Annotated in this window: 13 protein-coding genes and 1 rRNA gene (1 of these 14 cut by a window edge); 9 read left to right on the forward strand and 5 right to left on the reverse strand. The window is 67.1% G+C overall.

The window, feature by feature from the left end:
- Nucleotides 1–16 precede the first annotated feature (16 nt).
- The gene (locus tag JL11_RS05785; RefSeq protein WP_054764822.1) at nt 17–910 is read left to right on the forward strand and encodes an SDR family oxidoreductase; all 894 of its coding nucleotides are present in this window, start codon (nt 17–19) and stop codon (nt 908–910) included.
- Between the two features lie 36 nt (nt 911–946).
- On the opposite strand, the gene JL11_RS05790 is transcribed toward JL11_RS05785, so the two are convergent.
- From JL11_RS05790 to JL11_RS05800, 3 genes are read right to left on the reverse strand one after another with little or no spacing between them, the layout of a single operon-like run.
- A complete protein-coding gene (locus JL11_RS05790; protein ID WP_054764823.1) occupies nt 947–1,549 on the reverse strand; it encodes a cysteine hydrolase family protein in 603 nt (200 codons plus the stop codon).
- A 2-nt stretch (nt 1,550–1,551) separates the two neighbouring features.
- Entirely contained in the window at nt 1,552–1,782 is a 231-nt protein-coding gene (locus tag JL11_RS05795; protein WP_054764824.1) for a hypothetical protein, read from the reverse strand.
- Nucleotides 1,783–1,786: 4 nt separating this feature from the next.
- Nucleotides 1,787–2,332, reverse strand: coding sequence for a hemerythrin domain-containing protein (locus JL11_RS05800; RefSeq protein WP_054764825.1), 546 nt, complete (start codon nt 2,330–2,332; stop codon nt 1,787–1,789).
- Between the two features lie 174 nt (nt 2,333–2,506).
- Here JL11_RS05800 and JL11_RS05805 point away from each other — a divergent pair, with 174 nt between their 5' ends.
- From JL11_RS05805 to adhP, 3 genes are all read left to right on the forward strand, one after another.
- Nucleotides 2,507–3,475 carry a GAF domain-containing protein gene (locus JL11_RS05805; protein ID WP_054764826.1) on the forward strand — a complete coding sequence of 323 codons (969 nt, stop codon included), beginning with the start codon at nt 2,507–2,509 and terminating at the stop codon, nt 3,473–3,475.
- 146 nt (nt 3,476–3,621) lie between these two features.
- On the forward strand, nt 3,622–5,139 hold the full coding sequence (exaC, locus tag JL11_RS05810; RefSeq protein WP_054764827.1) for an acetaldehyde dehydrogenase ExaC: 1,518 nt from the start codon (nt 3,622–3,624) through the stop codon (nt 5,137–5,139).
- Nucleotides 5,140–5,280: 141 nt separating this feature from the next.
- Complete coding sequence (adhP, locus tag JL11_RS05815) at nt 5,281–6,312, forward strand: alcohol dehydrogenase AdhP (RefSeq protein ID WP_054764828.1); 1,032 nt, start codon at nt 5,281–5,283, stop codon at nt 6,310–6,312.
- A gap of 14 nt (nt 6,313–6,326) precedes the next feature.
- Here adhP and JL11_RS05820 read toward each other — a convergent pair whose 3' ends face one another.
- A complete protein-coding gene (locus JL11_RS05820; RefSeq protein WP_054764829.1) occupies nt 6,327–7,103 on the reverse strand; it encodes a DeoR/GlpR family DNA-binding transcription regulator in 777 nt (258 codons plus the stop codon).
- A 145-nt stretch (nt 7,104–7,248) separates the two neighbouring features.
- Here JL11_RS05820 and JL11_RS05825 point away from each other — a divergent pair, with 145 nt between their 5' ends.
- Together JL11_RS05825 and JL11_RS05830 are read left to right on the forward strand one after the other, a co-directional pair.
- A complete protein-coding gene (locus JL11_RS05825) occupies nt 7,249–9,900 on the forward strand; it encodes a TonB-dependent receptor (RefSeq protein WP_054764830.1) in 2,652 nt (883 codons plus the stop codon).
- Between the two features lie 75 nt (nt 9,901–9,975).
- Nucleotides 9,976–11,793 (forward strand): phosphocholine-specific phospholipase C, encoded by a 1,818-nt coding sequence (locus tag JL11_RS05830; protein WP_442853664.1) that lies wholly within the window; start codon nt 9,976–9,978, stop codon nt 11,791–11,793.
- A 39-nt stretch (nt 11,794–11,832) separates the two neighbouring features.
- Here JL11_RS05830 and JL11_RS05835 read toward each other — a convergent pair whose 3' ends face one another.
- A complete protein-coding gene (locus JL11_RS05835) occupies nt 11,833–13,050 on the reverse strand; it encodes a sensor histidine kinase (protein WP_054764832.1) in 1,218 nt (405 codons plus the stop codon).
- Between the two features lie 712 nt (nt 13,051–13,762).
- Here JL11_RS05835 and JL11_RS05840 point away from each other — a divergent pair.
- The 3 genes from JL11_RS05840 to JL11_RS05850 form a co-directional block, all read left to right on the forward strand.
- A complete protein-coding gene (locus JL11_RS05840) occupies nt 13,763–15,475 on the forward strand; it encodes a methyl-accepting chemotaxis protein (RefSeq protein WP_054764833.1) in 1,713 nt (570 codons plus the stop codon).
- The gene (locus JL11_RS05845) at nt 15,475–15,987 is read left to right on the forward strand and encodes a chemotaxis protein CheW (protein ID WP_054764834.1); all 513 of its coding nucleotides are present in this window, start codon (nt 15,475–15,477) and stop codon (nt 15,985–15,987) included. Before JL11_RS05840 ends, JL11_RS05845 begins: the two co-directional genes overlap by 1 nt.
- Before the next feature lie 709 nt (nt 15,988–16,696).
- Nucleotides 16,697–17,076 (forward strand): 16S ribosomal RNA (locus JL11_RS05850); it runs 1,081 nt beyond the window's last position.

The following is a 17,076-nucleotide window of genomic DNA, read 5'->3' on the forward strand; positions in this document are numbered from 1 at the left end:
GCCGAGAGGAGACGTCATGGCCGATCGTTTGACGATGCAGGACCCCCGCGACCAATACCCCCGCCCGCCCTTCCCCGAGCAGCCCCAGCCGGCGCCGGGCCTGGCGGTGGAGATGGACCCGAAACCGGACCATGGGGAGACCAGCTACAAGGGCTCGGGCCGCTTGGCTGGGCGCAAGGCCCTGATCACCGGGGGCGATTCCGGCATCGGCCGGGCCGCCGCCATCGCCTACGCCCGCGAAGGGGCGGACGTCGCCCTGTCCTATCTGCCGTCCGAAGAGAAGGACGCCGCCGAGGTGGCGCAGCTGATCGAGGCCGAAGGGCGCAAGGCCGTCCGCCTGCCCGGCGACGTGACCGACGAGGCCTGGTGCCGCGATCTGGTGTCCCAGGCGGTCGAGGGTCTGGGCGGGCTGGACATTCTGGTGGTCAACGCCGGTCGCCAGCAGTACCGCGAGAGCGTCGGCGAGGTCTCGACCGAGGATTTCGACCGGACGATGAAGACCAATCTCTACGCCCTGCACTGGATCGTCCAGGCGGCGGTCCCCCACCTGCCGGCCGGGGCGGCGGTGATCACCACCGCCTCGATCCAGGCCTATGAGCCCTCGGCCATTCTGCTGGACTATGCGACCACCAAGGCGGGGATCGTCGCCTACACCAAGGCCCTGTCCAAACAGCTGCTGGAGAAGGGAATTCGCGTCAACGCCGTGGCGCCCGGCCCCTTCTGGACCGTGCTTCAGCCCTCGGGCGGCCAGCCGATGGAGAAGGTGGTCCACTTCGGCGAACAGAGCGTCTACGGCCGGCCCGGCCAGCCGGTCGAGATCGCGCCCGTCTATGTGCTTCTGGCGTCCCAGGAGGCCAGCTACGTCACCGGCGAGGTCTATGGCGTCACGGGCGGGGCGGGCATCGCCTGACGAAGAGGGCGGACCGGCCCCTGACCGGTCCGCCTGTCAGCGCCAGCCGTCCAGGATCTCGTCGACCGTCGCCGTCTCGATCTGCTGCGAGAAGCGGTCGTGATAGAGGCGCAGGAGATCGTCATGGGGCCCGTCGGCCGAGCTGCAGACCGCGTCCTGGGCGATCACGACCCGATAGCCCAGATCGACCGCCGCCAGGACGGTCGCCAGAACGCAGACGTCGGTCTCGCCCCCGGTGACGATCAGCGTATCCACCCCGCTGCGGCTCAGGACCGCGTCCAGGTCCGAGCCGACCCAGGGCGAATAGACGTGTTTGTCGATCAGCCGGCCGGGCGGGACGAACCGCTGAAGCGGCAGGGCCAGATCGACCAGGCCGGGGTCGATTCGCTCCAGGGTCATGGAGGCCCAGCGCGTCCAGTAGCGGCGCCAGGCCCCCCGCCCTTCTCCCGGTCGGGCGGCGGGGATGAAGCGGGTGAAGGCCGTCCGTTCGGGCCGGCGTTCGCACAGGCGCACGATCTGGGGCATGACCCGCTCGGCCCAGTCCAGTCGCCACGCCGTCTCCTCGACGAACATCCGCTGCATGTCGATGCACAGATGCACCGCATTCTCCGGCACGGCCTCGCGCAGACCCTCGGCCATGGTCAGGCCGCGCCTGCCGCGCCGCTTCCGGCGTTCGGAGAGGAGGGTTCGATCTCCTCGGCGTCGGGCGGGGTCTGGGTGTTGGAGTGGTGTTCGATCCGCCCCGTCTCGACCTCTTCGCGGGCGAAGACCTCCTCCTGTCCGGCCTCCAGCAGCTGATCCTCCGGCCCGCCCAGCCCGCCCTGGGCCAGACCCGAGGCGGCCGATTCGCGGCTGTGGTTGCGGTCGCTCATCGGCTCAGGCGGCCTGACGCGCCGGGGCGCCGGTGTAGCGTTCATATTCCTCGCAATAGCGGTCGGTCAGCCGCGCCTGGTGCTCGCCCTTCTGCTTCAGGGTGATGAACCAGCCCTTCTCCTCCTCATACATATGGGTCAGGACGGCGCCTTCGATATGCTCCCACTTGTCCCGCCAGGCGGTGTCGGAAGGGGCGATGTTCTCCAGCTCGGCCATCTGCGCCTTGGCGGTGGTCTGTTCCAGATAGGCGTGGGCGGCGTGCATCTTCTCGCCGGCCTGTCCCAGGGCGGGGTACAGGACCAGCTCCTCGGCGATCGAATGGCCGTTCAGCACCAGGGCCAGGGCCTTGAGGGCCGCCTGGCGGTCGGCCGCCGACTTCACCTGGCGTCCGCGGGCGAAGGCGTCGCGGATTTCGTCGTGATGGTCCAGAACCAGCGACAGCCAGTCGCCGGGCGCGGCGGCCGCGCGCGCCTGGGCTGTGGCTTCGGCGCGGGCCTCTTGGCCGGGTTGGGGGGTTACGGCGGCCAAGGCCTTGTCGATGATGGACATTCGGGTCTCCTGCGATGCGGAGACAAGGCCGGGGATCAGCAGCCGGTTCCCAATGTCGTCTTTCCAACCTGGGCTGACCGGGCGACGAGGCGGGGGAGGGGGACCAAGGTCGGATTGACGCGGAGGCTTTGCAGGCGTCTGATCCGGGGACTGTCGATCTTTCGGAGGTCGTCCATGAGCCTGCGGTCCCAGACCGATCACGCCAGCCTGATCCAGCAGGCGCTGGACGAGGGCGCCGGCGCGCGCTCCGCCCTGGCGGCCTCCTGGCGTCGGTCCATCACCCTCTACGGCCTCGATCCGGTGCGGGCCGGGGCTGTGGAGACGATCTCTGAACAGGCGCTGCAGGACGCCCGTCAGGCGATGGAGCCGATGACCCGCGCGGCCGAGGGGGTGCTGGACCGGCTGTTTCTGGCGGTCGGCGGGGTCGGCTGCTGCGTCCTGCTGACCAATGCCGAGGGGGTGCCGGTGGAGCGGCGCGGAGCGGCGGCGGACGACGAGACCTTTCATCGCTGGGGCCTGTGGCCGGGCGCGGTCTGGTCCGAGGCGCATGAGGGCACCAACGGCATCGGCACGGCCCTGGCCGAACACCGCCCCGTCACCATCCACCGCGACCAGCATTTCCACGCCCGCAACACCGGCCTGAGCTGCGTCACCCATCCGATCCACGACCCCTTCGGCCGGCTGGCGGGGGCGCTGGACGTCTCGTCCTGCCGGGCGGATGCGACCGAGGCCATACTGGGTCTGATCTCGGCCGCCGTGGCCGACGCCGCCCGGTCGATCGAGGCCCAGGCCTTCCGTCAGACCTTCTGCGACGCCCGCATCGTCCTGGCCGGAAGCGCGGGCGAACGGAATGCGGCGGCCCTGCTGGCCGTGGATCGCGACGATCTGGTGATCGGGGCGACGCGGGCGGCGCGCCTGTCCCTGTCGATCACCGACGAACGGATCGCCGCCCAACTGCCGGCCTCGGACCTTCTGACGCCCGGCGCGGCCGAGGCGGACCTGTTGGAGGCGGAACGGGGCGCGGTGCGCCGGGCCCTGGCGCGCAGCGGGGGCAATGTCTCGGCCGCCGCCCGCCTGTTGGGCATCAGCCGCGCCACCCTGCACCGCAAGCTGCATCGCCTGGGTCTGAACGACGCCCAGTAACAGCCTCCTGTGATCTGTCGCAGATCTGCGACAGGTTTGCGCCGCATCATGAAACGGGCTTCTGGCGCCGCGCGCCCTGCGGACCGAGTTTGCCTCAAACGACGCCGGACAGTCGGCGCCCGAGGAAACCGCAAGGAGACGCACTCGTGACCAAGCCCGAATTCGCCCGCGCCGTGACGCCCAAGTTCAAGACGCGCTATGACAACTTCATCGGCGGCCGCTGGGTCGCCCCCGTCAACGGCCGGTATTTCGAGAACACCTCCCCGGTGAACGGCCGCGTCCTGTGCGAGGTCGCACGCTCGGACGCGGCCGACGTCGAGCTGGCCCTGGACGCCGCCCACGCGGCGAAGGACGCCTGGGGCAAGACCAGCGTCGCCGAACGCGCCGTGATCCTGAACAAGATCGCCGACCGGATCGAAGCCAACCTCCAGGCCGTCGCCGAGGCCGAGACCTGGGACAACGGCAAGCCGGTGCGCGAGACCCTGGCCGCCGACATTCCGCTGGCGATCGACCACTTCCGCTATTTCGCCGGCTGCATCCGCGCCCAGGAAGGCGGGATCTCGGAACTGGACCACGATACGGTCGCCTATCACTTCCATGAACCGCTGGGCGTGGTCGGTCAGATCATCCCGTGGAACTTCCCGATCCTGATGGCCGCCTGGAAGATCGCGCCGGCCCTGGCGGCGGGCAACTGCATCGTCATGAAGCCGGCGGAACAGACCCCGGCCTCCATCCTGGTCGTCATCGAACTGATCCAGGATCTCTTGCCCGCCGGCGTGCTGAACATCGTCTCCGGCACGGGCGCCGAGGTGGGCGAACCGCTGGCCACCAATCCGCGCATCGCCAAGATCGCCTTCACCGGCTCGACCGCCGTCGGCCAGAAGATCATGGAATATGCGACCCGGAACATCATTCCGGTGACGCTGGAGCTGGGCGGCAAGTCGCCGAACATCTTCTTCAAGGACGTGATGGACGCCGACGACGCCTTCCTGGACAAGGCGCTGGAAGGCTTTGCGATGTTCGCCCTGAACCAGGGCGAGGTCTGCACCTGCCCCAGCCGCGCCCTGATCCACGAAGACATCTATGAGGCCTTCATCGAGAAGGCGATCGCCCGGGTCGAGGCCATCGTCCAGGGCGATCCGCTGGACCCTGCGACCATGATCGGCGCCCAGGCGTCGGACCAGCAGCTGAAGAAGATCCTGAGCTATCTGAAGATCGGCCGCGAAGAGGGCGCGCAGGTCCTGACCGGGGGCGACCAGGCCCAGCTTCAGGACGATCTGGCCGGCGGCTACTACGTCAAGCCGACGGTGTTCAAAGGCACGAACGACATGCGGATCTTCCAGGAGGAAATCTTCGGTCCCGTCCTGGCCGTGACCACCTTCAAGACCTTCGAAGAGGCGATGGAGATCGCCAACGACACCGAATACGGCCTGGGCGCCGGGGTGTGGTCGCGCGACATGAACACCGCCTATCGCGCCGGCCGCGCCATCCAGGCCGGGCGGGTCTGGACCAACTGCTATCACCAGTATCCGGCCCACGCGGCCTTCGGCGGCTACAAGAAGTCGGGCATCGGCCGTGAAAACCACCGGATGATGCTGGATCACTATCAGCAGACCAAGAACCTTCTGGTCAGCTACAGCCCGAACAAGCTGGGCTTCTTCTGATCTGCATCAAGGATGGCCGGCTCCGGATCGGCCATCCTCCGATCGCTCTCTGATCCGTCTGTCCGGAGAGCGGCTCCCAGGCGGGCGGGCCGGTGTCCTGCTTCCGGTCCGCCCGTTCCCCCTTCTGATCGAGGATGAACCATGGCCAAAACCATGAAGGCCGCCGTCGTGCGCGAATTCGGCAAGCCCCTGGTGATCGAGGATGCGCCGATCCCCACCCCCGGACCCGGCATGATCCAGGTGAAGGTCGTCGCCAGCGGCGTCTGCCACACCGATCTGCACGCCGCCGAGGGCGACTGGCCGGTCAAGCCCAATCCGCCCTTCATTCCGGGCCACGAAGGCGTCGGCTACGTCTCGGGCGTCGGCGCCGGCGTCAAACACGTCAAGGAGGGCGACCGCGTCGGGGTGCCCTGGCTCTATTCGGCCTGCGGCCATTGCAAACACTGCCTCGGCGGCTGGGAGACCCTGTGCCACGAGCAGCAGAACACCGGCTATTCGGTGAATGGCGGATTCGCCGAATATGTGGTGGCGGACCCGAACTACGTCGGCCATCTGCCGAACAACATCGGCTTTGAAGAGATCGCGCCGATCCTTTGCGCCGGCGTCACCGTCTATAAGGGGCTGAAGGTCACGGAGACCAAGCCCGGCGACTGGGTGGTGATCTCGGGCGTCGGCGGCCTGGGCCATCTGGCGGTGCAGTACGCCAAGGCCATGGGGATGAACGTCGCGGCCGTCGACATCGACGACGCCAAGCTGGACCTGGCGCGGCGTCTGGGCGCCTCGGTGACGGTCAACGCCAAGACCTCTGACGACCCCGCCGCCGAGATCAAGCGTCAGACCGACGGCGGCGCCCAGGGGGTGCTGGTCACCGCCGTCTCGCCCAAGGCGTTCGAACAGGCCCTGGGCATGACGGCGCGCGGGGCGACGGTCGCCCTGAACGGACTGCCGCCCGGCGACTTCCCCCTGTCGATCTTCGACATGGTGCTGAACGGCACCACGGTGCGCGGCTCTATCGTCGGCACCCGCCTGGACCTTCAGGAGGCGCTGGACTTCGCCGCCCAGGGCAAGGTCAAGTCCACCATCGCCGTGGAGCCCCTGGACAACATCAACGACATCTTCGCCCGGATGCACAGGGGCCAGATCGAGGGCCGGATCGTGATGTCGATCGACTGATCGGCCGGTGCGGATCAGGCGATCCGCACCTCGACCCCGCCGTCGCGCGCCGCAGCCGCGACGGCGGCGGGGGGCGGCTGGTCCGTGACGATCATGGCCACCTGGGACCAGTCCGCCGCCTGGGCGCGGCCCGCCGCCCCGAACTTGGAGGCGTCCGTCAGACAGACCGCCTTGCGCGCATTGGGCAGCACCGCCCGGGCATAGGCCGCCTCTTCCGGCTCGTGATCGAGAAAGCCGTGCGCGGCGTCCACGGCGACGATGGAGAAGAAGGCCAGGTCCGGCACGAACCGGTTGGCGTAGGCGGCGGCGTCCGCATCGAAACTGGCCCGATAGGCGGGGTTGACCGCCCCGCCCGCCAGGAAGATCCGGGCGTCCGACAGGGCCGCCAGCTCGCCCGCCGTCTCCAGACTGTTGGTCACGACCGTCAGATCGCGCACGGAGGCGATCCGGCGCGCCAGCCAGAAGACGGTGGTGCTGGAATCCAGCAGCAGGGTCATGCCTGGTTCGACCAACTCGGCCGCGCGGGCCGCGATCCGCTTCTTGGCCTCGGCGTTGATGTTCAGTCTCTGCCGCCACGGCGCCTCGGCGCGGCGATCAGGCAGGCGGACGCCGCCGTGCACCTTTCGCACCGCCCCTTCCTGCTCCAGCCGTCGGATGTCGCGGCGGATCGTCTCCTCGGACACATCAAAGGCCGTCGCCAGATCGGCGATCGAACAGGCGCCCTGATCAGCCAGGGCGGACAATAGGGCTTCGAGCCGTGCGGACTGATTCAACGCCGTGCCTTGGGTCATGCAACTCGTGTGACATGTGGCGCCTGCCTTCGTCAAAATCCACACAAAAACACAAAATGCCACAATAGTTCACATCGATGTCACAGGCCCGGCGTAGATCGTTCGAAGACGGCTCAGCGCCGTCCAAACGTCAGGGGATGTCATCATGGTTCTTTCAAACACGCGCTTTTGCGCGCGCGCCCTGCTGTGCGGCGCAGCGCTCGCAGCGATCCTGCCCGCCGCCGCCTTGGCTCAAACCGCGCCGGCCCAAGGCGGGACGGCGGACGCCGCCAACCTCGCCGACATCATCGTGACCGGTTCGCGCAGCGCCACCCGCCGCGCCGAGGCGGAGCAGCGCCAGGCCGACATCGTTTCGGAAGTCATCTCCGCCGATGAGCTGCTGACCATCCCGTCCACCAGCGTGGCGGCGGCGCTGAAGCGTCTGCCGGGCGTCAGCACCGTCAACGACCGCGGCACGGGCGACGCCCGCTACGTCAGCATTCGCGGCCTGGACAGCGCCCTGAACGTCTACACGATGAACGGCGTGCGCCTGGCGACCTCGGGCCGCGACAACCGCGCCGTGGCCCTGGACCTGCTGCCGCCCGACGGCCTGGACACGGTGCGGGTGGTCAAGAGCGTGACCCCGGATCTGGACGGCGACGCGGTCGGCGGCACCATCGACTTCCGCCTGCCCAGCCCCTTCGACTTCGGCGACGGCATGGCCAGCCTTTCGGTCCGCGCCAGCCGGGAAAACATCGCGGACAAGACGGCGACCGACCTGACCGGCGCCTTCTCGACCTTCCTCGATTCCGACCGGACCCTGGGCCTTTACGGCGTGGTCTTCCACACCGAACGGACCATTACGGGCGAGCGCAACGAGAACATCAGCTACAACACCAGCTGGCGTCCGGACGGCCTCCTGCCGGATAGCGACACCGTCCTGTCGGAAGACACCCCCCTGCGGCTGGTCTCGCACGGCCTGGACCGGTTCGTGAACGACATCGACCGCACCGGCGGCAACTTCACCCTGGAATACCGCCCGACGTCGAATGACGAACTTCACCTGCGCGGCCTGTACTCCCAGTGGAAGAACGATCAGCTGCACGACTATATCGACGTCAGGACCGGTCAGGACGACAAGGGCGCCATCAACAGCTTCTCGTCCCTGATGGGTTCCGACTTGAAGCAGGAGGACAACCGCCTGGGCGTGCTGAACCTGGGCGGCCGCCACGTCCGCAGCGCCTTCGAGCTGGACTACGACGTCGCCTACACCTACGGCCGGACCGAGACGCCGAACGAGTGGTATATGGAGTATGTCACCGACGACAGCCTGCCGATCTACAGCACCCCGATCGGCTTCGACGCCTCGGACAGCAAACATCCGACCTGGATCATGAGCGAGGCCCAGTCGTCGGCCATGCTGAACCCGGCCAATCTGAAATTCGACTACGCCGAACTGTATCGCCGGATCTCCGAAGACTCTCAGGCCTACGCCGCCGTCAACCTGGCCTGGTCGCCGGAAGACAAGGGCGTGCTGAAGACCGTCAAGGGCGGCTTCCGCTTCCGCCGGTCGCAACGGGACTATGATCAGCAGCAGGACGTCGACAGCGGCACGCGCGCGATTCCGGGTCTGACCCGCGGGTCGCCCCTGTCGGATCACAGCGACCTGATCGCCGGTTCGATCGACCATTTCGACGACGACCACTACCGCGGCCTGACGCGCTTCGGCACGATCCTTGAGATGAACCGCGTCCTGGCCGTGCTGCAGGCCGCGCCGCGCGTGACCGACGACGAATACCCCTGGAACCTGAACGACTCCTCGGGCCGCGAGACCAGCTACAGCGGCTACGCCATGGCGGTTCTGGAGCGGGGCGCCTGGTCGGCCACGGCCGGGGCGCGGGTGGAGCGGACCGACATCCACAACGAGGCCCTGGTCACGACCGAGGACCCTGCCGCCAAGAAGGTGAAACGCGAGTTCGGCGGCGCCGCCGGCACCACCGAGGCCAGCTACACCCAGGTCCTGCCCAGCCTGCACGTCGATTGGCGCCCGAACGCCGACTGGACCGTGCGCGCCGCCGTCTGGACCTCCTTCGCCCGTCCGAACTTCACCGACATCTCCAAGAGGATCAACATCGAGTCCAACGGTCCGCGGATCGTCTCCATCTCCAAGGGCAACCCCGATCTGAAGCCGGCCGAGGCGCTGAACTTCGATCTGGGCGTCCAGTACGCCGGCGACCAGGGCTTCCTGTCCGCCGGCCTGTTCCGCAAGGAGATCGACAACTTCATCTACCAGTCGGCGGGGTCGCAGGTGATGGTCGGCGCCGACGGCGTGCCGATCACCACCTCGGCCAACGGCAAGGACGCCACCATCTGGGGCGTCGAGCTTGCGGGGCGCCGCGACCTGATCGCCGGCTTCTCGGCCTGGGCCAACTACACCTACCAGCCCAGCAAGGCCGATCCCGGCATCGCCTGGCGCGAAGGCGTCGAGGTGGGGCTGCCGAATGCGCCCAAGGTCCTAGGCAACGTCGGCCTGAGCTACAAGCGCGACCGCTTCGACGCCGACCTGGGCTACAGCTATCGCGGCCGCTACATCGCGACCCTGCGCGCCAATGCGCTGGATGAATACATCCAGCCCCAGGCGACGCTGGACTTCGGCGCCCGCTTCCAGCTGACCGACCAGCTGGTGCTCAGCGCCTATGGCGAGAACCTGACGGGCGAGGCCGGATACTGGGCCACGCGCGGCAAGTCGGAACGCTACACCATCGGCTATCAGACCGCCCCGCGCATGCTGGGTCTGGGCCTGACCTGGCGTCACTGAGGCGTTCGCCCTCATCGTCGCAAACCTGTCGCCCGCGCCGGTCATAAGATCGGCGCGGGCCTTGTTCGGAAACATCTGATGTCTGTCGATCGGCGATCTCTTCTGGCGGGCGGCCTTGCAGGCGGCCTGGGCGCGGTCTTGGCGGCGGGGCTTCCGGCCTCTCTGGCGCGGGCCCTGTCCATCCCCGCCGACGTCCGCAAGGGCACGATCGAGGACGTGGCCCATGTGGTGATCCTGATGCAGGAGAACCGCAGCTTCGACCACTATTTCGGCGCCCTGGCCGGGGTGCGGGGCTTTGGCGATCCCCATCCCATTCCCGTCGCACCCGGCGCCGACGGCGCCCCGCGCGACGTCTGGACCCAGGTGGACCGCACGGTCCAGCCCCCGGCCGAGGTCGGTCCCTTCCACCTGGCGACGACCGCCGACTTCGACCTGATGCGGATGGAGGGGACGCCCCACCACTGGCCCGACGCCCAGGCGGCGTGGGACCAGGGGCGTATGGCCCATTGGCCCGAGGCCAAGACCCAGCGCGCCCTGGGCTACTATCGGCGTGAGGACATCCCGTTCCAATACGCCATGGCCGAGGCCTTCACCCTGTGCGACGCCTATCACTGCTCGGTGCAGACGGGGACCAACACCAACCGCCTGTTCCTGTTCAGCGGGACGAACGACCCGCACGGCCGCGCCGGCGGCCCGGTCATCGATAATGTCGACGACGATCTGAACAAGCCCGACGCCGACCAGCCCCGCTATGACTGGACCACCTATGCCGAGCGGCTTCAGGCGGCGGGGATCGACTGGCGCCACTATCAGAATCTGGCCGACAATTTCGGCGACAACCCGGTCCAGAACTTCATGGCCTATCGCCGCGCCTGGCGTGGCGAGCCGGGTTCGGACCCGGCGCTGAAGGAACGGGCCCTGTCCACCCGCGACCTGGATCAGCTGAAGGCCGACGTCCTGGCCGGCCGCCTGCCGCAGGTGTCGTGGATCATCGGCACGGCCGAGGGGTCCGAACACCCCGGCCCGTCCAGCCCGGCCCAGGGGGCGGACTATATGTCTCGCGTCATCGACGCCCTGACAGCCGATCCCGCCGTCTGGGCGCGGACGGTGCTGTTCATCAACTTCGATGAGAACGACGGCTTCTTCGACCACGTCCCGCCGCCCGCCCCGCCGTCGCCCGACGCCGATGCGCCCGGCGGTTTCGCCGGCGCCTCCACCGTCTCGACCGAGGGGGAATACCACCGCCTGCCGGCGCCCGGCGCCGACGGGGACGAGGCCCAGTTCCGGGGGCGGCCCTACGGCCTGGGGCCGCGGGTGCCCATGTATGTGCTGTCGCCCTGGTCGCGCGGCGGTTTCGTCCATTCGGAGGTGGCCGACCACACCTCGGTGATCCGGTTTCTGGAGCGTCGCTTCGGGGTGATGGAGCCGAACATCTCGCCCTGGCGTCGGGCGGTGTGCAGCGACCTGACGACCGCCTTCGACTTCGCCACGCCGAACCAGACGCCTTTCGTCGATCGCCTGCCCGAGACCGCAGAGGTCCGGGCGCGGGCGGCCGCCATTCCCGAACAGCCGTCGCCGACCGCTCCGGTCCGGCCGGCGCGCCCGGTGCAGGAGCCGGGCCAGAGGCCCATGCGGCCGCATCGCTATCGGCTTCAGGCCCATTGCGACGTCGATGCGGCGGCGGCGCGCGCGGAACTCACCTTCGTGTCGCAGGGGGATCTGGCCGCGGTCTTCCATGTCTATGACCGGTTGCACCTGGATCGGCTGCCCCGGCGCTACACGGTGGGGGCGGGCGGACGGTTGACGGGCGCCTGGGACCTGTCGGCCGACGGCGGACGCTACGACCTGTGGGTGTTGGGACCGGCTGGCTTCCACGCCCATTTCGTCGGCTGAGGCGCAACCGAGGCGAGCCGCTTGCCGTTTCGGGCGGTTCTAATTCAGGCGTGAAAACACGGCGCCCGGGCCGATCGGCGCCCGGCTGACCACCGCAGCGCCGCCGCTGGAGGCGCGCGCCAGCAGGAGCAAGTCATCGCTCCGGTTCGATTCGGCGGGGCGGGGCGCTTCGGTCAAGGTCTCGTCGGCCAGGTTGAAGGCGAAGGCCGCCCCACCCAAGGGGCTGGGCGTCAGGGCGAGGGTTCCGCCGTGGGCCTCCACCAGGGTGCGGCAGATCGACAAACCCAGGCCCATGCCGCCGGGCTTGCTGCTGGCCAGGGGCTCGAACAATTTGCCGGCCATGTCAGGGGCGACGCCGGGGCCGTTGTCGGCGACCGACAGCTGGTAGCCGCCGTCGACCGGGCCGCCCGTAATCTCAATCCAGCGGCGCTTGCCGTTCTCCGGGGCGTCGAGCGCATTGCGGATCAGATTGATCAGGACCTGCTGAATCTGCACGCGGTCGCACCAGGCCGTATCCGCCGGGTCCAGCCGCACCTGTATGTCCGCCCTCGTCCCGCCCACGTGCATCCTGAGGATCGGCAGGATTTCCTTGACCACCTCCGACACATTTTCCCGAACCCGAGGACCGGATTCGTGACGCATCATCTGGCGCAGGCGGCGAATGATGGCTGACGCCCGGTCGATCTGGCCCTTGGCGGCGATCAGCGCCTGAGGGAGGTCGTCCGCAGCCTCCGGCCGGGCCTCAGCCATCCGCCGGGCCGCCTCCAGAAAGTTCGCGGCGGCGGACAGGGGTTGGCTCAGATCATGGGCCGCCATCGAGGCCACTTCGCCCAGCGAGTTCAGCCGCCAATTGTACATGATCTGAAGCCGCAGATCCTGGACGGCGGTCTCGGCGGCGACCCGGGCGGACACGTCCTGAATGAACAGGGTGGCGCAGTCGCAGGTCTTGTGGGTGAAGCGGGTGGCCTGGATCTCGACGAAGGCGTCTTCGCCGTCGGCGCGACGCGCTTGCCAGATGGGGGCCTGGCCCGACGGATCGCGGCGGCCATTGAAGGCCTGGGCCGCCTCGGGGGTGGCGACGTCGTCCAGATTAAAGCCTTCAAACAGGGCGTCGATGCTCAGGGACGGATCGTCCAAAACGGCGCCGAACAGCTGTTGAGCCGCCGGATTATGGTTGCGGACACGGCCGGTCCGATCGACGGCCACGATCGCCATCGGCGCGCCGACAAAGACGCTGCTCGCCAGCGAATCTTCCAACAGCTTTCCTCCTCCTTCGACGCCGGCCCGCTTCTCGATGGTCGAGTCCTGGTCACCATTGAGAATAGATGCCTTGCGTCTCTGTGCAATGGATTACGACCTTGGTCGATGATCGGATTACTGATGAGAATCAGACGCAGACTTATTGACGTTTGCGGTCTTTGGTCCGGCGGCATCTTTCGCTCGGCAAGAGCATGATCGTTTCGGACGGAACCGCTTCGCGGTTCCGACAGAAGCGTGAATCATGCTCTCGCTTTAATCTGGAGCCTGATTCACCGTTTCAGCGGAACCGCGAAGCGGTTCCTCCTCAACGGATCAGGCTCTAGGAGCGAGGCGGTCGGCGCCGCCGAAGGCCGTTCCTACGCCGCCTGGGTCTATGGCGAACACTCAGGGCTGCATGGTTAGCCTTGCACGATCAGGGCGCGGCCCAGCCTCTTTGCGCGGTTTTCAGTATAGTTGCTGCGCTAAGTACAACCCCCTAACCCAGGGTTGAAGCCGGTTTAACCATGCAAGCTAATGATGCTTCTGGTTGTGTGGCTAAGGCTGCGGAAGGGGACTGAGATGACTGTTACTATTTCGACCAAGAGGGGGCGTTGCGCGCCCCCGGCGAGGTCTGACCTGACCGCACTTCGCCCCTTCTTCAATTTTCAGGACGCCCCATGGCCGGTCGCGTCCCTCGCCCACCCCTAACCGGCCATTGCGGAGAGAGATCATGCGTTTCACCATAAAGGCCAAGCTGGCCGTAACCTTCGGCCTGTTGATCCTGGCCCTCGTCGGCATCGTCGCCCTGTCGATCAGCCGACTGGGGACGTTAAACCAATCCATCACCGAACTGATCGAGGGGCCGGCGGCGCAGCTGAGCCGCGCCCAGAGTGTGGACGCCGAGTTCGGCGGCGTGGTGCGGCGCGAACGCGGCATGGTGCTGGCGACCGACCCCGCACAGGTCCGGACCTTTTCGGAAGAGGCGAAACAGGCTGCAGGACGCCTTGAAGATCAGCTGAACCAGGCCCTCGCCGCCGCCTCGCCCGAGGCCAAGGGCGACTGGACCAAGCTGGCCGACACCTGGGCCCAGTACAAGCTGATCAGCAACGAGGTTCATCGTCTGGCCCTGGCGAACGACAAGGCCGGCGCCGGCGCCCTGATGCTGAACGAGGCCCGGACCTTGGCGGCCGAACTGGAGAAGTCCACCCACCGCATCGTTGAAATCGACAGGGAGAAGATGAAGGAGGCCGAGGCGGCCACCACAACCGTCTTCGAAAACGCCCGAACCGGCCTGATCATCACCGCCGTGGCGGCGGTTCTGGTGGCCCTGGGCGGCTGCACCCTGGTGTCCTTCATCATCAAGCGGGGTCTGCATCGCGCCAATGAGGCGGTCCGCGCCGTGGCCGAGGGGGATCTGACCAGGACGGTCGCCGTCACCACCCGCGATGAGATCGGCGACATGCTGGGCAATCTGAACACCATGATCGAACGGCTGCGCGGCGTGGTGTCCGACGCCCTGTCGGCCGCCGACAATGTGTCGTCCGGCAGCCAGGAACTGTCTTCGACGTCCGAACAGATGAGCCAGGGCGCCACAGAACAGGCGGCGGCGGCGGAACAGGTCTCCTCTTCGATGGAGCAGATGGCAGCCAACATCAAACAGAACGCCGACAACGCCGCCCAGACCGAGAAGATCTCGCGCCAGTCGGCCAAGGACGCTGAGGCCAGCGGCGAGGCGGTCAACCGCGCGGTGGACGCCATGCGCACCATCGCCGACAAGATCGGCATCGTGCAGGAGATCGCGCGTCAGACCGATCTGCTGGCCCTGAACGCGGCGGTCGAGGCCGCCCGCGCCGGGGAGCACGGCAAGGGCTTCGCGGTGGTGGCTTCGGAAGTGCGTAAACTGGCCGAACGCAGCCAGACGGCCGCCGCTGAAATCGGCACCGTCTCATGCGACACGGTCAAGGCCGCTCAGGAAGCCGGCGACATGCTGCAGCGTCTGGTGCCGGACATCCGCAAGACCGCCGAACTGGTCTCGGAAATCTCCGCCGCCTGTCGTGAACAGGACATCGGCGCCAACCAGATCAATGAGGCGGTCCAGCAGCTGGACAAGGTGACGCAACAGAACGCGGGCGCCTCGGAAGAGATGTCGGCGACCTCGGAAGAACTGGCGGCCCAGGCCGAAGAGCTTCAGACCTCGATCGCCTTCTTCCGCACCGACGCCTCGGGCGAAGGGCGTTCGGCGCCGCGCGCCTCAGCCTCGCCGCGCCACCGTGCGACGGGCGCCAGGGTCACCGTGCTCAGCTCCGCGGCCCGATCGACGTCGGCCCCGGCTTCGGCCAAATCCCCGGTCCACGCCCAGCAGGCCCGAGCCCAGGGCTTCGCCCTGGACCTGACCAGCGGCGGCGCCGACGCCGAGGACATGGACTTCCGGGAGAGCGCCTGATGTCCGGCCCCGTGGAAAAAGCGGGTGCGGCTGAAGGTCAATACGTCAGCTTCGGCCTGGGCGAGGAGGTCTTCGCCGCCCCGGTCGGGCTGGTGCGGGAGATCCTGACCTATCAGCCCCCGTCGCGCATCCCCAACAGTCCCGCCTATCTGATGGGTCTGACCGACGTGCGCGGCCAGGGCGTTCCCACGGCGGATCTGCGGATCCGCCTGGGGATGGCGCCGGTCGAACCGACCCTGAACACCCGGATCCTGGTCCTGGACATCCCGCTGGAGGACCGGACCTTGAGCCTGGGCCTGGTCGCCGACCGGGTGTTCGAGGTGACGAGCTTCGCCGCCGACCAGATCGAGCCCTCGCCCGACATCGGGATCAAATGGCGTTCGAACTACATCTCCGGCGTGGTGCGGCGCGACGACGGCTTCGTCGTCCTGATCGACCTGCCTCGCCTCCTGTCCACCACCGGCGATGCGGCCGATCTCGCCGCCTTCGCCCCTGTCGAACGCGCGGCCTGAACCGGACGCCCCCGTCTCGCCCGAACGACGCGGCCGCGTCAGGCTCAGTCGATATCGGAGGGACGGGGGCGGGAACCGTCAGGCGTCCTCGTTCGTTGACCGCCACTTGGGCAGTTTTTTCATCGAACCTTCAGAATCTGGTTGCGGGTTAGGAGGGTGGCCCGTATAGGGCTGCCTCGCTCGGAGACGGGCCGGCCTTTGAGGCTTTTGGGACTTTGGTTTCGGGAGTTTTGGGGGAGTTGAGGGGTTGAAAAACTTCTTGCTTTCCTGGGTTGGTTTCAATAGGTTCCGCGCTCCAATCGAATCGCCGAACGGTTAAGAGGAAGGCCTCTTGGTTTTCCTTGCGGTGGTTTTTTGTGGTTTTGAGGCCTTGGTCTTGGATCTGCAAAATCTCTGAAAAGAGCGGTTGACATGAGGTTCGGCGGTCTCTAAATCGCCGCCTCCGCCGACGACGAGGCGCTAAACAAGTCGGGCCGCTTTGGCGGTTCTGGTCTTTGACATTGTTGATATGGAAAGAGAAACGCAGGCGGCGGTGTCCTTGCGATAGTCCTAGGGGCTATCATACGACACTGACTATCTGCGGTCTTTTTGAAAAGATACCATGCGTCGGTCTTAGGATCGACGGGTGGGAACTCGTCAAACAAATACGTAGAACTAACGCCAAGACGTCCTTTGGGATGGTCTTAGTGCTTTAGGTCAGAAGTCAACTCAACCTGAGAGTTTGATCCTGGCTCAGAGCGAACGCTGGCGGCAGGCCTAACACATGCAAGTCGAACGAAGTCTTCGGACTTAGTGGCGGACGGGTGAGTAACACGTGGGAACGTGCCTTTAGGTTCGGAATAACTCAGGGAAACTTGTGCTAATACCGAATGTGCCCTTCGGGGGAAAGATTTATCGCCTTTAGAGCGGCCCGCGTCTGATTAGCTAGTTGGTGAGGTAAAGGCTCACCAAGGCGACGATCAGTAGCTGGTCTGAGAGGATGATCAGCCACATTGGGACTGAGACACGGCCCAAACTCCTACGGGAGGCAGCAGTGGGGAATCTTGCGCAATGGGCGAAAGCCTGACGCAGCCATGCCGCGTGAATGAT

Source organism: Brevundimonas sp. DS20, from assembly GCF_001310255.1.
Classification (GTDB): Bacteria; Pseudomonadota; Alphaproteobacteria; order Caulobacterales; family Caulobacteraceae; genus Brevundimonas; species Brevundimonas aurantiaca.